Source organism: Denitratimonas organivorans (assembly GCF_037478135.1).
GTDB lineage: Bacteria > Pseudomonadota > Gammaproteobacteria > Xanthomonadales > Xanthomonadaceae > Denitratimonas.
This window is the reverse complement of sequence record NZ_JBBHDV010000003.1, coordinates 218,310-236,155: the sequence shown is the minus strand read 5'-3', so window position 1 is coordinate 236,155 and position 17,846 is coordinate 218,310. Positions and strand designations below refer to the sequence as shown.

Annotated in this window: 31 protein-coding genes; all 31 read right to left on the bottom strand. The window is 62.8% G+C overall.

Going from position 1 to position 17,846, the window contains the following annotated elements:
- Positions 1 to 36: 36 nt before the first annotated feature.
- Positions 37 to 192: a hypothetical protein gene (locus WDB66_RS05010; protein ID WP_339397430.1), complete on the bottom strand. Its 156-nt coding sequence runs from the start codon at positions 190 to 192 to the stop codon at positions 37 to 39.
- Positions 189 to 1,298 (bottom strand): Dol-P-Glc:Glc(2)Man(9)GlcNAc(2)-PP-Dol alpha-1,2-glucosyltransferase, encoded by a 1,110-nt coding sequence (locus WDB66_RS05005; RefSeq protein WP_339397429.1) that lies wholly within the window; start codon positions 1,296 to 1,298, stop codon positions 189 to 191. Before WDB66_RS05005 ends, WDB66_RS05010 begins: the two co-directional genes overlap by 4 nt.
- Before the next feature lie 12 nt (positions 1,299 to 1,310).
- Entirely contained in the window at positions 1,311 to 2,552 is a 1,242-nt protein-coding gene (locus WDB66_RS05000; protein WP_339397428.1) for a Dol-P-Glc:Glc(2)Man(9)GlcNAc(2)-PP-Dol alpha-1,2-glucosyltransferase, read from the bottom strand.
- Entirely contained in the window at positions 2,549 to 3,856 is a 1,308-nt protein-coding gene (locus tag WDB66_RS04995) for an ArnT family glycosyltransferase (RefSeq protein ID WP_339397427.1), read from the bottom strand. Before WDB66_RS04995 ends, WDB66_RS05000 begins: the two co-directional genes overlap by 4 nt.
- Positions 3,857 to 4,012: 156 nt before the next feature.
- Positions 4,013 to 4,405, bottom strand: a complete 393-nt coding sequence (rplQ, locus tag WDB66_RS04990; protein ID WP_339397426.1) for a 50S ribosomal protein L17 — start codon at positions 4,403 to 4,405, stop codon at positions 4,013 to 4,015.
- A gap of 145 nt (positions 4,406 to 4,550) precedes the next feature.
- A complete protein-coding gene (locus WDB66_RS04985) occupies positions 4,551 to 5,549 on the bottom strand; it encodes a DNA-directed RNA polymerase subunit alpha (RefSeq protein ID WP_339397425.1) in 999 nt (332 codons plus the stop codon).
- A 14-nt stretch (positions 5,550 to 5,563) separates the two neighbouring features.
- Positions 5,564 to 6,193, bottom strand: coding sequence for a 30S ribosomal protein S4 (gene rpsD, locus WDB66_RS04980; RefSeq protein WP_339397424.1), 630 nt, complete (start codon positions 6,191 to 6,193; stop codon positions 5,564 to 5,566).
- A gap of 14 nt (positions 6,194 to 6,207) precedes the next feature.
- Positions 6,208 to 6,597 (bottom strand): 30S ribosomal protein S11, encoded by a 390-nt coding sequence (gene rpsK / locus WDB66_RS04975; protein WP_339397423.1) that lies wholly within the window; start codon positions 6,595 to 6,597, stop codon positions 6,208 to 6,210.
- 9 nt (positions 6,598 to 6,606) lie between these two features.
- Positions 6,607 to 6,963 carry a 30S ribosomal protein S13 gene (rpsM, locus tag WDB66_RS04970; protein ID WP_339397422.1) on the bottom strand — a complete coding sequence of 119 codons (357 nt, stop codon included), beginning with the start codon at positions 6,961 to 6,963 and terminating at the stop codon, positions 6,607 to 6,609.
- Positions 6,964 to 7,175: 212 nt separating this feature from the next.
- Entirely contained in the window at positions 7,176 to 8,534 is a 1,359-nt protein-coding gene (secY, locus tag WDB66_RS04965) for a preprotein translocase subunit SecY (RefSeq protein WP_489670818.1), read from the bottom strand.
- Positions 8,535 to 8,538: 4 nt separating this feature from the next.
- The gene (gene rplO / locus WDB66_RS04960) at positions 8,539 to 8,976 is read right to left on the bottom strand and encodes a 50S ribosomal protein L15 (protein WP_339397421.1); all 438 of its coding nucleotides are present in this window, start codon (positions 8,974 to 8,976) and stop codon (positions 8,539 to 8,541) included.
- A gap of 17 nt (positions 8,977 to 8,993) precedes the next feature.
- Positions 8,994 to 9,182: a 50S ribosomal protein L30 gene (rpmD, locus tag WDB66_RS04955; protein WP_339397420.1), complete on the bottom strand. Its 189-nt coding sequence runs from the start codon at positions 9,180 to 9,182 to the stop codon at positions 8,994 to 8,996.
- Positions 9,175 to 9,681 (bottom strand): 30S ribosomal protein S5, encoded by a 507-nt coding sequence (gene rpsE / locus WDB66_RS04950; protein WP_487931575.1) that lies wholly within the window; start codon positions 9,679 to 9,681, stop codon positions 9,175 to 9,177. Before rpsE ends, rpmD begins: the two co-directional genes overlap by 8 nt.
- A gap of 118 nt (positions 9,682 to 9,799) precedes the next feature.
- Positions 9,800 to 10,153 (bottom strand): 50S ribosomal protein L18, encoded by a 354-nt coding sequence (gene rplR / locus WDB66_RS04945; protein WP_339397419.1) that lies wholly within the window; start codon positions 10,151 to 10,153, stop codon positions 9,800 to 9,802.
- A gap of 73 nt (positions 10,154 to 10,226) precedes the next feature.
- A complete protein-coding gene (gene rplF, locus WDB66_RS04940) occupies positions 10,227 to 10,754 on the bottom strand; it encodes a 50S ribosomal protein L6 (protein ID WP_339397418.1) in 528 nt (175 codons plus the stop codon).
- A 17-nt stretch (positions 10,755 to 10,771) separates the two neighbouring features.
- Positions 10,772 to 11,167 (bottom strand): 30S ribosomal protein S8, encoded by a 396-nt coding sequence (gene rpsH, locus WDB66_RS04935; RefSeq protein ID WP_339397417.1) that lies wholly within the window; start codon positions 11,165 to 11,167, stop codon positions 10,772 to 10,774.
- Positions 11,168 to 11,313: 146 nt separating this feature from the next.
- The gene (gene rpsN / locus WDB66_RS04930) at positions 11,314 to 11,619 is read right to left on the bottom strand and encodes a 30S ribosomal protein S14 (protein ID WP_339397416.1); all 306 of its coding nucleotides are present in this window, start codon (positions 11,617 to 11,619) and stop codon (positions 11,314 to 11,316) included.
- Between the two features lie 16 nt (positions 11,620 to 11,635).
- On the bottom strand, positions 11,636 to 12,175 hold the full coding sequence (gene rplE, locus WDB66_RS04925; RefSeq protein WP_339397415.1) for a 50S ribosomal protein L5: 540 nt from the start codon (positions 12,173 to 12,175) through the stop codon (positions 11,636 to 11,638).
- An 11-nt stretch (positions 12,176 to 12,186) separates the two neighbouring features.
- On the bottom strand, positions 12,187 to 12,501 hold the full coding sequence (gene rplX, locus WDB66_RS04920; RefSeq protein WP_339397414.1) for a 50S ribosomal protein L24: 315 nt from the start codon (positions 12,499 to 12,501) through the stop codon (positions 12,187 to 12,189).
- A gap of 19 nt (positions 12,502 to 12,520) precedes the next feature.
- Positions 12,521 to 12,889, bottom strand: a complete 369-nt coding sequence (gene rplN / locus WDB66_RS04915; protein WP_339397413.1) for a 50S ribosomal protein L14 — start codon at positions 12,887 to 12,889, stop codon at positions 12,521 to 12,523.
- A gap of 18 nt (positions 12,890 to 12,907) precedes the next feature.
- Positions 12,908 to 13,171, bottom strand: coding sequence for a 30S ribosomal protein S17 (gene rpsQ / locus WDB66_RS04910; RefSeq protein WP_339397412.1), 264 nt, complete (start codon positions 13,169 to 13,171; stop codon positions 12,908 to 12,910).
- A gap of 10 nt (positions 13,172 to 13,181) precedes the next feature.
- The gene (rpmC, locus tag WDB66_RS04905; RefSeq protein ID WP_339397411.1) at positions 13,182 to 13,367 is read right to left on the bottom strand and encodes a 50S ribosomal protein L29; all 186 of its coding nucleotides are present in this window, start codon (positions 13,365 to 13,367) and stop codon (positions 13,182 to 13,184) included.
- Complete coding sequence (gene rplP / locus WDB66_RS04900) at positions 13,367 to 13,780, bottom strand: 50S ribosomal protein L16 (protein WP_339397410.1); 414 nt, start codon at positions 13,778 to 13,780, stop codon at positions 13,367 to 13,369. The genes rpmC and rplP overlap by 1 nt, the downstream gene beginning before the upstream one ends.
- Positions 13,781 to 13,790: 10 nt before the next feature.
- Positions 13,791 to 14,492 (bottom strand): 30S ribosomal protein S3, encoded by a 702-nt coding sequence (rpsC, locus tag WDB66_RS04895; RefSeq protein WP_339397409.1) that lies wholly within the window; start codon positions 14,490 to 14,492, stop codon positions 13,791 to 13,793.
- A gap of 18 nt (positions 14,493 to 14,510) precedes the next feature.
- The gene (rplV, locus tag WDB66_RS04890; protein ID WP_339397408.1) at positions 14,511 to 14,846 is read right to left on the bottom strand and encodes a 50S ribosomal protein L22; all 336 of its coding nucleotides are present in this window, start codon (positions 14,844 to 14,846) and stop codon (positions 14,511 to 14,513) included.
- Between the two features lie 11 nt (positions 14,847 to 14,857).
- On the bottom strand, positions 14,858 to 15,130 hold the full coding sequence (gene rpsS, locus WDB66_RS04885) for a 30S ribosomal protein S19 (RefSeq protein WP_339397407.1): 273 nt from the start codon (positions 15,128 to 15,130) through the stop codon (positions 14,858 to 14,860).
- Positions 15,131 to 15,142: 12 nt separating this feature from the next.
- Entirely contained in the window at positions 15,143 to 15,964 is an 822-nt protein-coding gene (gene rplB, locus WDB66_RS04880; protein WP_339397406.1) for a 50S ribosomal protein L2, read from the bottom strand.
- 10 nt (positions 15,965 to 15,974) lie between these two features.
- Positions 15,975 to 16,271, bottom strand: coding sequence for a 50S ribosomal protein L23 (gene rplW, locus WDB66_RS04875; RefSeq protein ID WP_339397405.1), 297 nt, complete (start codon positions 16,269 to 16,271; stop codon positions 15,975 to 15,977).
- Positions 16,268 to 16,879 carry a 50S ribosomal protein L4 gene (rplD, locus tag WDB66_RS04870; RefSeq protein ID WP_489670817.1) on the bottom strand — a complete coding sequence of 204 codons (612 nt, stop codon included), beginning with the start codon at positions 16,877 to 16,879 and terminating at the stop codon, positions 16,268 to 16,270. The genes rplW and rplD overlap by 4 nt, the downstream gene beginning before the upstream one ends.
- Entirely contained in the window at positions 16,876 to 17,511 is a 636-nt protein-coding gene (gene rplC, locus WDB66_RS04865; RefSeq protein ID WP_339397403.1) for a 50S ribosomal protein L3, read from the bottom strand. Before rplC ends, rplD begins: the two co-directional genes overlap by 4 nt.
- A 10-nt stretch (positions 17,512 to 17,521) precedes the next feature.
- Positions 17,522 to 17,833: a 30S ribosomal protein S10 gene (gene rpsJ / locus WDB66_RS04860; RefSeq protein ID WP_183962309.1), complete on the bottom strand. Its 312-nt coding sequence runs from the start codon at positions 17,831 to 17,833 to the stop codon at positions 17,522 to 17,524.
- Positions 17,834 to 17,846: the final 13 nt, after the last annotated feature.

The following is a 17,846-nucleotide window of genomic DNA, read 5'->3' as shown; positions in this document are numbered from 1 at the left end:
GGCGGGCAAAAGTGCCGCAGCGTCGTGGGCTTCCGCTCACAGCATGAAACGCAGGTCGAACACGTTCCACGCCAGCCAGCCCGACAGCACGATCCACCCCACCAGTGTAACCCGCTCGGCCCACGCCGCCTCCGGCCGCCGCAGCGCCAGGAACAATACGAAAGGCACAAGAGTGTAGCGCGTCTCGATCATCCACGAGGCGCCCACAAACAACAGCGAAAACGGCAACCACAACCAGCCCTGTGGCACGACATGGCGCTGGAACAGCAGGCCGCACAGGCCCGCCGTCGCCAACCCGCCGAACACCCACCAGGCCGCGCCACCAGTGGCAACCAGTTGCAGCCACTGGTTGCGCAAAATGTTGTCGGGGTTGAGGTTGTAGGGATGGCTGACCTTGAACAGCAGCACATACAATCCGAACGCGGCCAGCGGCAACAGCCGGAACCACCAGCATCCAGGCTGTCGCGCGCTCGTGACCAGACGCCTCCACCCGCCGCCATCTGCAACGGGAAGAGCAGCGCAGCGAGGGCTGCCAGATACACCGGATTGCCCGCATCCAGCCGCAGATCCGGATGGACGGCCCGGCTTTGTGCGGTCGAGTACGAGATCGAGCCATTCCACGCCCAGTACGCGAGGAAGCACAGCGTGGCCAACACATAGGGCCAGACAATCACGGATATCGAAGCGGCCCACTGGCCCCAGGCCCGGATCGAACCGCGATCAACCGCCCAGAGTCGTGCCACCCGGACCAGGGCCGGCCAGGCGGCCAGAACGGCGAGGAACACCACCCACAACACATGGTTCTGCCGCATCGCCATCGACGCCAGCAACAGCAACGCCGAAGTGCGATGCCGTGCATGGATCGTCGCCAGCAATGCTGCCAGCAGGAACATCAGCGCCGGCACATCGGTATAGGCCATGTAGCCATAGACGAACATCACCGGCAGGAAGAAGAACTGAGCGCTGGCGCGCTGCGCATCGGCCGGATGCAGGCGCAGCCGGATGCGATGGAACAGCAGCACGCAAACCACAAGCATCAAGGCGGTGACCACCCGCATCGGACCCAGTGCATCGCTTCCGAACGACCACAGCAACCCGGTCAGAAGCCAGTGGTAACCGGGCACATTCGTCAATGCGTCGGCGTAGACCCGGTAGTCGCCGTTGAGGAAGCGTTTGACCTGGGACCAGTGCACCACGTCGTCGAGAATGGGCGTACCCGGCAACACCAGCGCAAGCATCGCCAGCCAGACAACGCCAAGCGCGAGCCATCCGGACAACATGCGATTGCGGGTACTCATGGAAGCCATGGCCTAGAGCATGAAGTTGAGGTCGAACACATTCCACGCCAGCCAGCCCGACAGCACGATCCACCCCGCCAGTGTAACCCGCTCGGCCCACGCCGCCTCCGGCCGCCGCAGCGCCAGGAACAATACGAAAGGCACAAGGGTGTAGCGCGTCTCGATCATCCACGAGGCGCCCACGAACAACAGCGAGAACGGCAACCACAACCAGCCCTGTGGCACCACGTACCGGGCAAAGAGCAGGCCCACGCTGGCCCAGGCTGCTGCCAACCCGAACCCCCATCGCACCCAGGCATCGGTGGCCACCAGTTGCAGCCACTGGTTGCGCAGCGATACGCCCATCGGCCGGTTGTAGGGATGATCAACCTGGAACTGCCAGCCATACACAAACAGGACGACCAGCGGAACCAGCAGCCAAAGCCAACCCTGGCCGGAGCGCAAGCGCCTGATGGCACGCCCCCATCCGGCGGCCATGTGGAATGGAAACAGCATCGCCGCCAGCACCATCAGGAAGAAGGGGTTGCCGACATGCCAGCTCAGGTCCGGATGCGCCTTGGCCTGCGCACTGGAATAGGAAATCGAGCCATTCCAGAACCAGTAGCCCAGGAAGATAGCCACGCAGGCCAGATAGGGCCAGCCGATCACTGCCAGCTTTCGCCACTGTCGCCAGCTTTGCCAGCCACTGGCAGCAAGCACCGGCCAGGCCGCGTACAGCGCGAGGAACGCGGCCCACAGCACCTGGTTTTGCCGCATTGCCATCGAGCCGAGCAACAGCACTGCCGACAGTTTGTGCCGGCCCAGGATCGTGGCCAGCAATGCACCCAGCAGGAAGGCCAGTGCCGGCACATCGGTATAGGCCAGCCAGCCATAGACCAGCAGCACCGGCAGAAAGAACAACTGCGCAGTCGAGCGCAACGCATCCTCGGGATGCAATCGCTGCCGGATGCGGTACATCACCAGCAGGCATGCCAGCACGAACAATCCACCCACGGCCCGGATCCAGCCGATCGCATCGACCCCGATGGGCCACAGCAACGCAGTTACCAGCCAGTGATAACCCGGCACATTGGTCAGCCATTCATCGAAAACACGGAAGTCTCCGTGCAGGAAAAGCTGGATCTGCGGGGCATGCACGGCCTCATCACCGATCAGCGGCGCCGGCATCGCATACAGCAGCATCGCCAGCCAGGCCAGCGCCAGGGCAAACCCGCCAAGGATGCTGCGATGCTCAGGGGACGGAAGCTGCGTCATGGCTGGGCGTGGCAAGCCTCGCCATCCACGCTCATGCGGAAATACTTGTGCGACAGCTCCTGCTTGGGCTGGTCCCACTCACGCGTTTCCAGCCAATGGTTGATGGTCGCCACGTCGTACCAGTCCTTCGACCTGTGTGGATAACGGTTTAAGTAATCGTTTGCATAGAAGGCGAAGAACCCCAGCGCCAGCGACATCACCAGCAGCGGGGCCGCCTGCGGAAAGCGCTGCCGCAACTGTTCGACGCCCAGCAGTGCGGCAAGCAGGAAAGCCGGTGCGGCCAGCAGCGCCCGCAGTGCGTGCGGAGGCAACTGCCAGGTCAGTGCAGCCGGCAGCAGGCCGATCGGAATCAGCAGCAACACCCGGATCTCGGCATTCAACCGCCCACGCAGTGCCAGAAACACCAACGCCGCCAGCCCCAATGCTTCGGCCGGGCCGATCAGTCCGCCATAGCCGGTGCTGTGACGCAGGTTGGCGTCGCCCTGCAGCAACCAGAAGCGTGGGTCCAGATGCAGCGCGAAATTACGCAATGCAATACCGGGCACATCCCACAGCGATGCTCCGGTTTGTTCCAGATGGTACGAACTCCAGACCGCCAGGTAGTTGCTGCGGAACCAGAAATCCATATCGCCAATGGTATCCAGCAACGGCAGCAAACCCACGGCACCGCCACCGACAAGTGCCGCCCACTCGCGCCAGCCCCAGGAACGGAACGGCACCAACATCGCCAGCAGCGAGAGCGGAACAGCGACGCGGAAAGGTGGATAACCCAGCATCGCCAGGCTGGAGAACACGCCCAACCAGAACAGCATCGCAGGTGTACGTTCCCGGTACCAGCGGCACCAGCAGGCAAGCGCCACGCACCACATCGCCACCGCAAAAATCGGATCCCAATACACCCGGGAAAGCTGGAACAACCACGGCGAAGCAACCACCACGATCGCCGCCATCCCCCAGGGCAGCACGCCCCAGGGCACGCCCCTGCCCTGCCAGGCCTTCGCCGCAAACATCACGGCGATCAGGCCCAGCAGCCCCATCGTTGCGGCAAGCGCGCGGAACGCCGCGGGTGAATCCCCGAATACGTGGATCCAGCCTGCCGAAAGCCACAGGGTGACGGGCGTGACATAACCTGCGGCCAGCACCGGCGCAAACAGGCTGAAGCCCCCATCGGCGGCCAGTCCGGTTTCAGCCACGCACATCGCCTGCGCCGCGATCGCGGCCTCATCCAGATAGAAACCCGGCGGGGCACGATCCAGTGCATAAAAGCGCAGGCCCGCGAGCAGCAGGACGCACAGTCCAAGCAAGGCCGCAAGCACGAGCTGCAAAGGTCGTGAACGTCGCTCGTGATGCACGTCGGGGGAAGGCCTGCCTGAAGATCGCTTTATGCTAGCCCATACGACACAGGCCCCGGCATCTGCTGCGCGGGGCCTGTGGCATGTAACGTTGCAGGGCGGGACGGATTATTCGTCGTCGGCCGCCGTCTCGGCGCTGACACGCGGGCGATCCACCAGTTCGACATAGGCCATCGGCGCATTGTCGCCATCGCGGAAACCGCACTTGAGGATGCGCAGGTAGCCGCCCGGACGCGATTGGTAACGCGGTCCGAGTTCGACGAACAGCTTGCCGACCGCTTCCTTGTCGCGCAGGCGCGCAAAGGCCAGACGGCGGTTGGCCACGCCATCGACCTTGCCGATGGTGATCAGCGGCTCGGCCACGCGGCGCAGTTCCTTGGCCTTGGGCAGGGTGGTCTTGATCAGCTCGTGCTTGATCAACGAGGCCGCCATGTTGCGGAACATCGCTTCGCGGTGTGAGCTGGTGCGGTTGAACTTGCGACCGGATTTCTGGTGGCGCATGGTGATTGATCCTGTAAAGGTTGAAGCGGCTCTTTGCTGAAGCCTTCCTGGCGCAACATTGTTGGTCTTGTGGTGCCGATCCGGTCATCCATGTCCGGACCTGATGGCCGCAGGCGGACGGAGCCGCCTGCCTGCATGCCCGGTCTTAGCCGAGCATGCCCTGCTGGAGACCGGCCGGCGGCCAGTTTTCCAGTTTCATGCCGAGGGACAGGCCGCGCTGTGCCAGCACTTCCTTGATCTCGGTCAGCGACTTCTTGCCCAGGTTCGGGGTCTTCAGCAGTTCGACCTCGGTACGCTGGATCAGGTCACCGATGTAGTAGATATTCTCGGCCTTCAGGCAGTTGGCCGAACGCACCGTCAGCTCAAGATCGTCGATCGGACGCAACAGCACCGGATCGATGCCGGCGGTGCTGGGCTGCTTGGTGGTGCTGCGCTCGCGCTGGGTGAAGTCACCGAACACCGAGAGCTGATCGGTCAGGATGTCGGCTGCGGTACGTACCGCTTCCTCCGCATCGATCGTGCCATTGGTTTCAATGTTCAGCACCAGCTTGTCCAGGTCGGTGCGCTGTTCGACGCGAGCACTTTCCACGTCGTATGCGACCTGGCGCACCGGGGAGAACGAGGCATCCAGCACCAGCTTGCCGATGGCGCGGGTTTCCTCATCCGGACGGCGGCGGGCCGAAGCCGGCTGATAGCCGAAACCACGCTCGATCTTAAGCCGCATGCTCAGCGCGGTGTCCTTGGTCAGGTGGCAGATCAGGTGGTCCGGGTTCAGGATTTCGACATTGTGGTCAACCTGGATGTCACCTGCGGTGACCACGCCCGGGCCCTGCTTTTCCAGCGTCAGCACGGTCTGATCGACATTGTGCATGCGGATCGCCACGTCCTTGAGGTTCAGCAGGACTTCGAGCACGTCTTCCTGCAGGCCTTCGACCGTGGTGTACTCGTGCAGCACGCCGTCGATTTCGACTTCCGTCACGGCAAAGCCGGGGATCGAGGACAGCAGCACGCGACGCAGGGCGTTGCCAAGGGTATGGCCATAACCACGCTCGAGCGGCTCGATGATGACCCTGGCCCGGTTCGGGCCGAGGGTTTCGATGTTCGGGCCGCGCGGACGCAGCACCTGGGTAGCGGTAACTGACATTGCGCTTACTCCGATTACTTCGAGTACAGCTCGATGATGAGCGCCTCGTTGATGTCCGAGGGAAGGTCGGCGCGATCTGGCACCGCCTTGAACAGGCCGCTGAACTTCTTCGCGTCCACTTCGACCCAGTGCGGGGACAGATCCATTTCCTGCGACAGGGTCAGGGCTTCCTGCACCCGCAGCTGGCGCTGGCCACGCTCGGTCAGGGCGATCGCATCACCCGGACGCACCTGGTAGGACGGCAGGTTGACGATCTGGCCATTAACGGTCACACCGCGATGCGACACCAGCTGGCGTGCGGAAGGACGGGTGACGGCAAAGCCCATGCGGTAGACGACGTTGTCCAGACGGGTTTCCAGCAACTGCATCAGGTTGTCGCCGGTGTTGCCCTTCTTGGTGCTGGCCTTCTTGTAGTAGTTGCGGAACTGGCGCTCCAGCAGGCCGTAGATGCGCTTGACCTTCTGCTTTTCACGCAGCTGCAAGGCATAGTCCGACAGCTTGCCGCGCTTGGCGACCGCACCGTGCTGGCCGGGCTTCTGCTCCAGCTTGCACTTGGAATCCAGCGCACGCGCCGGGCTCTTGAGGGAAAGATCCGCGCCCTCGCGACGTGCGAGTTTGCAGGTAGGTCCAATATAACGTGCCATGGTATCGGCCTCCTTTAGACGCGGCGCTTCTTCGGCGGACGGCACCCGTTGTGCGGGATCGGCGTCACGTCGATGATGTTGGTGATCTTGTAGCCGACGTTGTTCAGCGAACGAACGGCGGACTCACGGCCCGGACCCGGGCCCTTGATCTGCACTTCCAGCGTCTTCAGACCGTAGTCCAACGCCGCCTTGCCGGCGCGCTCGGCGGCAACCTGCGCCGCGAACGGGGTGGACTTGCGCGAACCGCGGAAACCGGCGCCACCAGAGGTAGCCCAGGAAAGCGCGTTGCCCTGGCGGTCGGTAATGGTGACGATCGTGTTGTTGAAGGACGCATGCACATGCGCGATGCCGTCGGTAATGACGCGACGGATCTTCTTCTTCGGCTGTTTGGCCTGCTTGTTCATGTCTGGTCCTTACTTCCTGATCGCCTTGCGCGGACCCTTGCGGGTGCGGGCATTGGTCTTGGTGCGCTGGCCACGCATCGGCAGGCCACGACGATGACGCAGGCCGCGGTAGCAGCCCAGGTCCATCAGACGCTTGATGTTGATGCCGATTTCGCGGCGCAGGTCGCCCTCGACGATGTACTTGCCGACTTCGGCACGCAGGCGCTCGACGTCGCCCTCGGTGAGGTCACGAATCTTGATGCTGGATTCCACGCCAGCTGCTTGGCAGACAAGCTTGGAACGGGTTCGGCCAATGCCGTAGATGCTCTGCAACCCGACCCAGACATGCTTCTGGACAGGAAGGTTTACGCCCGCAATGCGCGCCATTACGCGTTCTCCGATGATTTCGTTGCTGTTTCCAGCCCAGTGAGCCGGAAATGATAACATGGCTTCGGGTTGTCATAAAGCCCAGATGCGAAACACGGCATCAGGACCCGGCCCGGGGAGTGTGCCCGGGCTCCAGCGACAGAACCGATCCTTGCCTGTCCGATACATCTGGACGGCGCACGCGCTACTCCCGCGCGGGCATGGGACCGGCCTTATCCGCGCGCGAAGCCGCCGCGCGAACCGCTCTTCAGATTGGACTTCTTCATCAGGCTCTCATACTGATGCGACATCAGATGGGCCTGGATCTGCGCGGTGAAGTCCATCACCACGACGACCACGATCAGCAGCGAGGTGCCGCCGAAATAGAACGGTACCGCCCACGCCATGCGCATGAACTCGGGCAGCAGACACACCGCCACCAGATAAAGCGCACCCCAGCCCGTGAGCCGGGTCAGCACACCATCGATGTAGTCGGCGGTGGCCTTGCCCGGACGGATGCCCGGGATCAGCGCGCCCGACTTCTTCAGGTTGTCGGCGGTTTCCTGCGAGTTGAACACCAGCGCGGTATAGAAGAACGTGAAACCCACGATCATCAGCGCATACAGCACCAGGTGCAGCGGCTCGCCCGGGGCCAGCGCTGCGGACAGGTTCTGCAGCCAGCGGGTTTCGCTGCCTTGAGCGAACCAGCTGGATGCGGTAGCTGGGAACATGATGATCGACGAGGCGAAGATCACCGGGATCACGCCGGACATGTTGAGCTTGAGCGGCAGGTGCGAGCTCTGGTTCATGTAGGCCTGGCGGCCGCCCTGGCGCCGCGCATAGTTCACCGTGATGCGGCGCTGGCCCATCTCCACGAACACCACGAACGCGGTGATCGCCAGCACCAGCACGAACACGGTCAATACCGCGAACGCACTCAGCTCGCCATTGCGGGTCAGCTCCAGCGTGCCGATCACGGCACTGGGCAGGCCGGCCACGATGCCGGCGAAGATGATCAGCGAGATGCCATTGCCGACACCGCGTTCGGTCACCTGCTCACCCAGCCACATCAGGAACATGGTACCGGCGGTCAGCGATATCACCGCCGTGAACAGGAAGCCCGGGCCCGGCGCCATCACGATGTCCATGCCGGTGCCACCGCCCTGCGACTGCAGCGCATAGGCCACGCCGTAGGACTGGAACACCGCCAGCAGGATCGTGCCGATACGGGTGTACTGGGTGATCTTGCGACGCCCGGATTCGCCTTCCTTCTTCAGTGCCTGGAGGCTCGGGAAAATCTGCGACGCCATCTGCACGATGATCGACGCGGAAATGTAGGGCATCACGTTCAACGCGAACAGGCTGAAACGCTCCAGCGCACCACCGGAGAACATGTTGAACATGTCCACGATGGTGCCCTGCTGCTGCTCCATGAAACGCAGCATCGCCTCCGAGTCCACGCCCGGCACCGGAAGATAGGTGCCAAGGCGGTAGATGATCAATGCGCCGAGCACGAACAGCAGGCGCTGGCGAAGTTCGGTGAACTTGCCAGAACCCACCAGGGCGGCGGCTGCTTTCGATGCCTGCGACAAGGGATTACTCCTCGATGCTGCCGCCGGCCGCCTCGATGGCGGCCCGCGCGCCTGCGGTCACTGCGATGCCCTTGAGCACGACCTTCTTGTCGATACCGCCCTTCAGGACGATCTTGGCGTACTTGGCGGTGGACGGAACCAGCTTGGCCGCACGCAGCGCAGCGAAATCGATCGTTTCCACATCCACCAGGGCCAGCTTGTAGAGCAGCACTTCGGCGGTTTCGTGCTTGATGCGCGAACGGAACCCGACCTTCGGCAGGCGCCGCTGCAGCGGCATCTGGCCGCCTTCGAAACCGGCCTTGATCTTGCCCTTGCCGCTGCGGGCGAACGAACCCTTGTGGCCACGGCCAGCGGTCTTGCCGAGGCCGGAGCCGATACCGCGGCCAACGCGGGTGCGTTCGCGGCGGGCGCCATCTGCTGGCTTGAGTGTATTAAGACGCATGGTGCGGACTCCTTGGATTACTGCTCAACGCGGACCAGGTAATACACCTGGTTGATCAGGCCGCGTACGGACGGGTTGTCCGGCAGCTCGCGCACATCATTAAGCTTGTTCAGGCCCAGCGCCTTCACCGACAGGCGGTGACGCTGCTGGGTGCCGGCCAGGCTCTTGACCAGACGGACCTTGACGGTCTTGGCGTTATCAGACATGGCTCAGTTCCTCCACGCTCTTGCCGCGCTTGGCCGCGACCTGGGCTGGCGACTGTACCGCCGACAGGCCCTTGATCGTGGCACGCACCAGATTGATCGGGTTACGCGAACCCACGGCCTTGGCCAGGATGTCCGTGACGCCGGCCGCTTCCAGCACGGCGCGCATCGCGCCACCGGCAATCACGCCGGTACCTTCGGAAGCCGGCTGCATGAACACGCGCGCGGCGCCGTGGTTGGCCTTGACCGGGTACCAGATGGTGCCGTTTTTCAGGTTGACGTCGACCAGACCGCGGCGTGCCGCTTCCATCGACTTCTGGATCGCGACCGGCACTTCACGCGCCTTGCCGTAACCGAAGCCCACCTTGCCATTGCCGTCGCCCACCACCGTCAATGCGGTGAAGGTGAACTGGCGGCCGCCCTTGACGGTCTTGGAGACGCGGTTGACAGCAACCAGCTTCTCCAGCATGCCGTCGCCGTTGTCGCGATCGTTCGTGCTCATGTGAATGTTTCCGTTGTTCAGTGATTACGGCTGTTGCCGCTTGTAGTTGTGGACTAACGCGCTGGGCGGACCCCGCCCATGAAACACCGGACAGGACAAGGTCCTGCCCGGAAATGCATCAGAACTTCAGGCCGGCCTCACGTGCCGCATCGGCCAACACCTGGATGCGACCATGATAGCGGTAACCGGAGCGGTCGAACGCGACCGACTCGATACCGGCCGCCTTGGCCTGCTCGGCGATCACGCGGCCGACCTTCGCGGCGGCGTCCCTGTTCTTGGTGCTGCCAAGGCCTTCCTTGACGGAAGTCTGCAGCGTGGAGGCCGATGCCAGCACCTTGGAACCATCGGCGGTGAAAACCTGGGCGTACAGATGCTGGCCGGTGCGCAGCACCGACAGACGCGGGACGCCGAGCTTGCGGATATGCGAACGCGTGGACTTGGCGCGGCGCAGACGAGCGATATTCTTGTTCATGACTGACCTTGAAAAGCTGAAGGGAGCGGATTTCCAGGAACACCGGAAGGTTCCGGTGAACCTGTAGAAGCGCTTAGGCCTTCTTGGCTTCCTTGATGTTGATCTTCTCGCCGGAATAACGCACGCCCTTGCCCTTGTAGGGCTCCGGCGGACGGAATGCACGGATCTTGGCGGCGACCTCGCCCACCTGCTGCTTGTCGGCACCCTTGACCAGGATCTCGGTCTGGGTCGGGACCTCGATGGTGATGCCCTCGGGTGCCGAGAACACGACCGGATGCGAGAAGCCCAGCGACAGGTTCAGATCCTTGCCCTGCATCGCAGCGCGGTAACCCACGCCGACCAGTTCCAGCTTGCGCTCGAACCCTTCACTGACACCGGTCACCATGTTGGCGATCAGGGTGCGGATGGTGCCGCTCAGCGCGACATGTTCAGGGCCGGCGGGCTGCATCGTCAGCTCGCTGTTCTCCACCTTCACATCGACGCCGGCAGGCTGGGCCACACTAAGAGTGCCCTTGGCGCCCTTGACGGTGAAACGACCGTCATCGGACTTGAACTCGACGCCTTTGGGGAGGACGACCGGCTTCTTGGCAATACGTGACATCGTCGGTTCCTCTTGGATCAGGCGACCAGGCAGATGACTTCGCCGCCCACACCCGCAGCGCGGGCCTGGTGGTCGGTCATGATGCCCTTGGACGTGGAAATGATGGCGATACCCAGGCCGCCGAGCACCTTCGGCAGATCGTTCTTGCCGCGGTAGGCGCGCAGGCTGGAACGCGAGGCGCGCTGCAGACGCTCGATCACGGGCTTGCCCTGGTAGTACTTGAGCGCGATTTCCAGCTCCGGCTTGGGGCCGGGATTGATGACGCGCGCGTCGGTAATATAGCCCTCGTCCTTCAGGACGTTGGCGATCGCCAGCTTGACCTTGGAAGAAGGCATCTTCACCGTGGTCTTGCCAACCGCTGCTGCGTTCTTGATACGCACCAGCATGTCGGCGATGGGATCAGTCATGCTCATTGTGTGTCACCTGTTGTGAGTAGCACCGATATCCGTAGATATGCGATTGGGGATTGTGGGATCGGGGATTCGTGAAAAGAACGCAGGAACAGCGGAAGGCTTTCGCTCTGCCCAATCCTGAATTTCGAATCCCGAATCCCTGCTTTTTACCAGCTGGCCTTGCGCAGGCCCGGCACATCGCCACGCATCGTGGCTTCGCGCAGCTTGTTGCGACCAAGACCGAACTTGCGGTAGACGCCACGCGGACGACCGGTCAGCTCGCAGCGGTTGCGCTGGCGCACCGGAGATGCGTCACGCGGCATCTTCTGCAGGCCGGCCTGGGCCTCCATCTTCTCGTCATAGGACGAGTTCGGGTTGGCGATGATCTTCTTCAGCTCGGCACGCTTGGCGGCGTACTTCTTAGCCAGCTTCTCGCGCTTGATTTCGCGATTCAGCATGCAGGTCTTGGCCATTGCGGTTCCTTGGGAATCAGTTGCGGAACGGGAAACCGTAGGCCTCAAGCAGGGCCTTGGCTTCTTCGTCGGTACGGGCGGTGGTGCTGATCGCGATATCCATGCCGCGGATCGCATCGATCTGGTCGAAGTCGATCTCGGGGAAGATGATCTGCTCCTTCACGCCCATATTGTAGTTGCCACGGCCGTCAAACGCACGCCCGGAGACACCACGGAAATCGCGCACGCGTGGCAGCGAGACGTTGACCAGACGGTCGAAGAACTCGTACATACGGTCGCGGCGCAGGGTGACCTTGCAGCCGATCGGCCAGCCGTCACGGATCTTGAACGAGGCCACGGAAACACGGGCCTTGGTCACGATCGGCCTCTGGCCGGCGATCTTGGCCATATCGGCGACGGCGTTCTCAAGCACCTTCTTGTTGCCCACCGCCTCGCCCACGCCCATGTTCAGCGTGATTTTGGACAGGCGCGGCACCTGCATGATGTTCTTGTAGCCAAAGCGCTCCATGAGCTTCGGGACTACCTGTTCCTTGTAGATCTTCTCAAGCCGGTTCATTGCAGCATTCCTCAGGCGTCGACCGCCTCATTGCTCGAGCGGAACACCCGGATACGGCGCCCATCCTCAAGCGTCTTGACACCAACGCGCTCGCCCTTGCCCGTCTTGGGGTTGAACACCTGCACGTTGGAAATATGGATCGAAGCTTCGCGCTCGATGATGCCGCCAGGCTGGTTGGCCTGCGGATTCGGCTTGGTGTGGCGCTTGACCAGATTGACGTTCGAAACGAACACCCGGTCGCCGGCTACACGAATCACGTCGCCCCGCTGGCCCTTGTTCTTGCCTGTGATGACGACCACCTGGTCGCCCTTGCGAATTCGGTTCATGACTTTCCTCGTCTACGCCTTACAGCACTTCAGGCGCGAGCGAGACGATCTTCATGAACTTCTCGCCACGCAGCTCACGTGTGACAGGTCCGAAGATGCGCGTGCCGATCGGCTCGTGCTTGTTGTTGAGCAGCACCACGGCATTGCCGTCGAAGCGGATCAGCGAACCATCGGCACGGCGCACGCCCTTGCGGGTACGCACCACGACCGCGTCGTAGACCTCGCCCTTCTTGACCTTGCCGCGCGGGATCGCGTCCTTGACGCTGACCTTGATGATGTCGCCGATACCGGCGTAGCGACGCTTGGAGCCGCCGAGCACCTTGATGCACATCAGCTCCTTGGCACCGGAGTTGTCTGCCGCATCGAGGAAGGATTGCATCTGGATCATGGCTGTTTCCTCCCAGGCTCAAACAGAGGCGCGCGAGACAATCTCGACCACGCGCCAGTTCTTGGTCTTGGACTGAGGACGGGTTTCCACCAGGCGCACGATGTCGCCTTCCTGGCAGCTGCCGTCCTCGTCATGGGCATGCAGCTTGGTGCTGCGCTTGATGTACTTGCCGTACAGCGAATGCTTGACCTGCCGCTCGACCAGGACGGTGACCGTCTTCTGCATCTTGTTGCTGACCACGCGGCCTTCGACCGTGCGTTTGATTTCAGTATTGTCGTTCATGTCCGGCGCCTTACTTGTTGGTGCCCAGCAGGGTCTTGATGCGGGCGATATCACGCCGAACATTGCGTACCTGATGGGTCTGGGTCAGCTGACCCGCACCCTTCTGCATGCGCAGGTTGAACTGCTCACGGCGCAATTCCAGCAACTGGGCAGAAAGGTCCGCAGAGGACTTGCCACGCAATTGTTTGATGTTCATTAGCGCACCGTCCGGGTTACAAAGGTGGTCTGCACCGAGAGCTTGGCGGCCGCCAGGCGGAACGCCTCGCGCGCAGCGTCTTCCGACACGCCCTCGATTTCATACAGCATGCGGCCAGGCTGGATCGGCGCGACCCAGTACTCGACCGGGCCCTTGCCCTTGCCCATACGCACTTCGATCGGCTTCTTGCTGATCGGCTTGTCCGGGAAGACGCGGATCCAAAGCTTGCCGCCGCGCTTGACGTGACGGCTGATCGTGCGGCGGGCCGCCTCGATCTGGCGCGCGGTCAATTCGCCACGGGTGGTGGCCTTGAGACCGAACTCGCCGAAGCTGACGGCGGCGCCGCTCCAGCTCAGGCCTTCATTGCGGCCCTTCTGGACCTTCCTGTATTTGGTTCGCTTGGGTTGCAGCATGGCTCATCCCTCACTTAGGCGACCGCGGGGCGCGTTCACTGCGCTCCGGACGGTCGTCCGTCTTTTCCTGGGCAATCTGGGTGTAATCGAACACCTCGCCCTTGTAGATCCAGACCTTGACACCGATGATGCCGTAGGTGGTGTTTGCTTCGGCAAAGCCGTAGTCGATGTCGGCACGCAGCGTGTGCAACGGCACGCGACCTTCGCGGTACCACTCCGAACGTGCGATTTCGGCACCGTTGAGGCGTCCGGCAACATTGACCCGGATGCCCAGGCCGCCCAGGCGCATCGCATTGCCGACCGCTCGTTTCATTGCGCGGCGGAACATGATGCGGCGCTCCAGCTGCTGCGCGATCGACTCGGCAACCAGCTGTGCGTCGAGCTCGGGCTTGCGCACTTCAGCCACGTTGATGTGGACGGGCACGCCCATCATCTTCGAGACGTCCTTGCGCAGCTTCTCGATATCCTCGCCCTTCTTGCCGATCACCACGCCCGGGCGGGCGGTGTGGATCGTGACACGTGCGGTCTTGGCCGGACGCTCGATCTGGATGCGGCTGATGCCGGCCTGCGCCAGCTTCTTGCGCAACATCTCGCGCACCTTCAGGTCCGCGGCCAGGTACTCGGCGTATTCACGCTTGTTTGCGTACCACTTGGAGTTCCAGTCCTTGGCGATGCCAAGACGGATTCCAGTCGGATGAACTTTGTGACCCATGGGAATTCCTGCGTCCGGTTACTTGGCCGTACCAACGACCACGGTGATGTGGCTGGTACGCTTGAGAATGCGCGAGCCACGGCCCTTGGCACGAGCGCGGAAACGCTTCAGCGTCGCGCCCTCGTCCACGAAGATGCGGGTGACCTTGAGCTCGTCGACATCGGCGCCGTCGTTGTTTTCGGCATTGGAGACCGCCGAAAGCAGGACCTTGCGGACCACGTGAGCCGCCTTCTTATCGCTGAACTGCAGCAGATCACTGGCGCGACCCACCGGCAGACCACGCACCTGGTCAGCGACCAGACGCACCTTCTGTGCGGAGATGCGCGCACCGCGCAGGATGGCTTGAGTTTCCATCGTCATGCTCCTCACTTGGACTTCTTGTCGCCGCTGTGTCCCTTGAACGTGCGGGTCACCGCGAACTCGCCGAGCTTGTGCCCGACCATGTTCTCGTTGATCAGCACGGGGACGTGCAGCCTGCCGTTGTGCACGGCGATGGTGAAACCCACCATCTCCGGCAACACCATCGAACGACGCGACCAGGTCTTGATCGGCCTCTTGCTGTTGGTGGCCGATGCCGCCTCGACCTTCTTGAGAAGGTGCAGGTCGACAAACGGGCCTTTCTTGAGTGAACGTGCCATGGCCTGATCCTGTTACTTGCGACGGCGCACGATGAGATGCTCGGTGCGCTTGTTGTTGCGGGTCTTGTAGCCCTTGGTCGGGACGCCCCAGGGAGTGACCGGATGCCGGCCACCGGAGGTACGGCCTTCACCACCGCCGTGCGGATGGTCGACCGGGTTCATCACCACGCCGCGAACCGAAGGACGGATACCGAGCCAACGGTTGGCGCCGGCCTTGCCGACCTTGCGCAGGCTGTGCTCGGAATTGCCGACTTCACCGATGGTGGCGCGGCAATCGGCCGGCACCTTGCGCATTTCGCCGGAACGAAGACGCAGCGTGGCGTAGCCCTGCTCACGCGCCACCAGCTGCGCCGAAGCGCCGGCCGAACGCGCGATCTGCGCCTTCTTGCCGGGACGCATCTCGATGCAATGCACCGTGCTGCCGACCGGAATGTTGCGCAGCGGCAAGGTATTGCCGGTCTTGATCGGCGCGTCGCGACCGGCCATCAGCTGGTCACCGACCGAAATGCCCTTGGGCGCGATGATGTAACGGCGTTCGCCGTCGGCGTAGCACAGCAGCGCGATGTGCGCGGTGCGGTTGGGATCGTATTCGATCCGCTCCACACGCGCCGGAATGCCTTCCTTGTCACGCTTGAAGTCGACGATGCGATAGTGCTGCTTGTGGCCACCACCGCGATGACGCGTGGTGATGCGGCCGGCGTTGTTGCGACCACCGGTGCGGCTCTGCGGCTCCAGCAAGGGTGCATATGGTGCCCCCTTGTGCAGATCCGGATTGACGACGCTGACCTTGGCGCGGCGGCCAGGCGAGGTCGGCTTGTGCTTGATCAATGCCATGGCGTGTACCTCAGGGCTTGGCCATCACGTCAATGCTCTGGCCCTCGGCCAGCTTGACGTAGGCTTTGCGCCAGTCGCCACGGCGGCCGGCACGGAAACGGAAGGTCTTGCGCTTGCCCTTCACGGTAAGCAGGTTGACGTCCTCGACCTTGACATCAAACAGCGTTTCCACTGCTTCCTTGACGTCGGCCTTGGTTGCCACCTGGGAAACCTCGAACACGTACTGGTTCGAGACTTCCTGAAGGCGCGCGGTTTTTTCGGAGATGTGCGGAGCGCGCAGCACGTCCAGAATCTTTTCACTGCTCATGCCAGCCACTCCTCGATCTTCTTGAGCGCCTCGACGGTGATGACGACGCTGTCGGCACCTACCAGCGAAACCGGATCCAGGCCCTGCACATCACGCACCTGGACATACGGAATATTGCGTGCGGCCAGGTACAGCGACGGATCGGCATCTTCGGTGACGATCAGCGGGCGCTTCTGCACATCCAGCTCCGCCAGACGCGCAGCCAGTGCCTTGGTCTTGTGGGTTTCGACGGCAAAACCGTCCACCACCTTGACCCGACCCTGACGCACCAGCTCGGACAGGATCGAGCTGATCGCGGCGCGGTACATCTTGCGGTTGACCTTCTGCGCGAAGCTGCGTGGCTTGGCCGCGAAAGTCGCACCACCGCCGACGAAGATCGGAGCCGTCAGCGCGCCGTGACGCGCACCGCCGCCCTTCTGTTTCTTGGACTTCTTGGTCGTGCCGCTGACTTCCGAGCGCGTCTTCTGCGCCTTGGTGCCGGCACGGGCGGCGTTGCGGTAGGCAACGACCACCTGATGCACCAGATCCTGGCTGAACGCGCGACCGAAGATCTCGTCGGAGACCGCCAGCGTGTCCTTGCTGTTGTTGATGGCAAGTTCCATTGTCATGCTCCCTTGCTCGACGGACGCACGATCACTTCACCGCCGGGCGCACCAGGCACCGCACCCTTGATCGCGATCAGGCCACGCTCGGCGTCGACCTTGACCACTTCCAGGCCCTGCGTGCTCTGCCTCACCGAGCCCATGTGGCCGGCCATCTTCTTGCCCGGGTAAACACGACCCGGGGTCTGACGCTGGCCGAGCGAACCGGGCGAGCGATGCGACAGCGAGTTGCCGTGGGTGGCGTCGCCCATGGTGAAGTTCCAGCGCTTGATGGTGCCCTGGAAGCCCTTGCCCTTGGTCGTGCCCTGCACGTCCACGGACTGCCCGACTTCAAAGATGTCGGCGCGGATCTCGCCACCCACCTCGTAGCCGTCCAGCGCATCCACGCGGAACTCCCACAAGCCACGACCTGCCTCGACCTTGGCCTTGGCATAGTGGCCGGCAAGCGGCTTGTTGATCAGCGCGGCACGCTTGCTGCCGGCGGTGACCTGGACGGCCTGGTAGCCGTCCGATTCCTGGGTCTTGATCTGGACGATGCGGTTAGGCGTCGCCTCGATCAGGGTCACCGGCACGGACTGGCCGTTCTCGGTGAAGATTCTGCTCATGCCGCACTTGCGGCCTACGATCCCGATGCTCATGGTGCTTGCCTCAGTACAACTTGATCTGGACGTCGACGCCGGCCGCGAGCTCGAGCTTCATCAAGGCATCCACGGTCTTGTCGTTCGGATCGACGATGTCGAGCACGCGCTTGTGCGTGCGGGTCTCATACTGGTCGCGTGCGTCCTTGTCGACGTGCGGCGACACCAGGATGGTGTAACGCTCAATCTTGGTCGGCAGCGGGATGGGGCCGCGCACCTGCGCGCCAGTCCGCTTGGCCGTTTCGACGATTTCGCTCGCAGAACGGTCGATCAAACGATGATCGAACGCCTTGAGCCGAATCCGAATCTTCTGGTCCGCCATGACCTATCCTTGA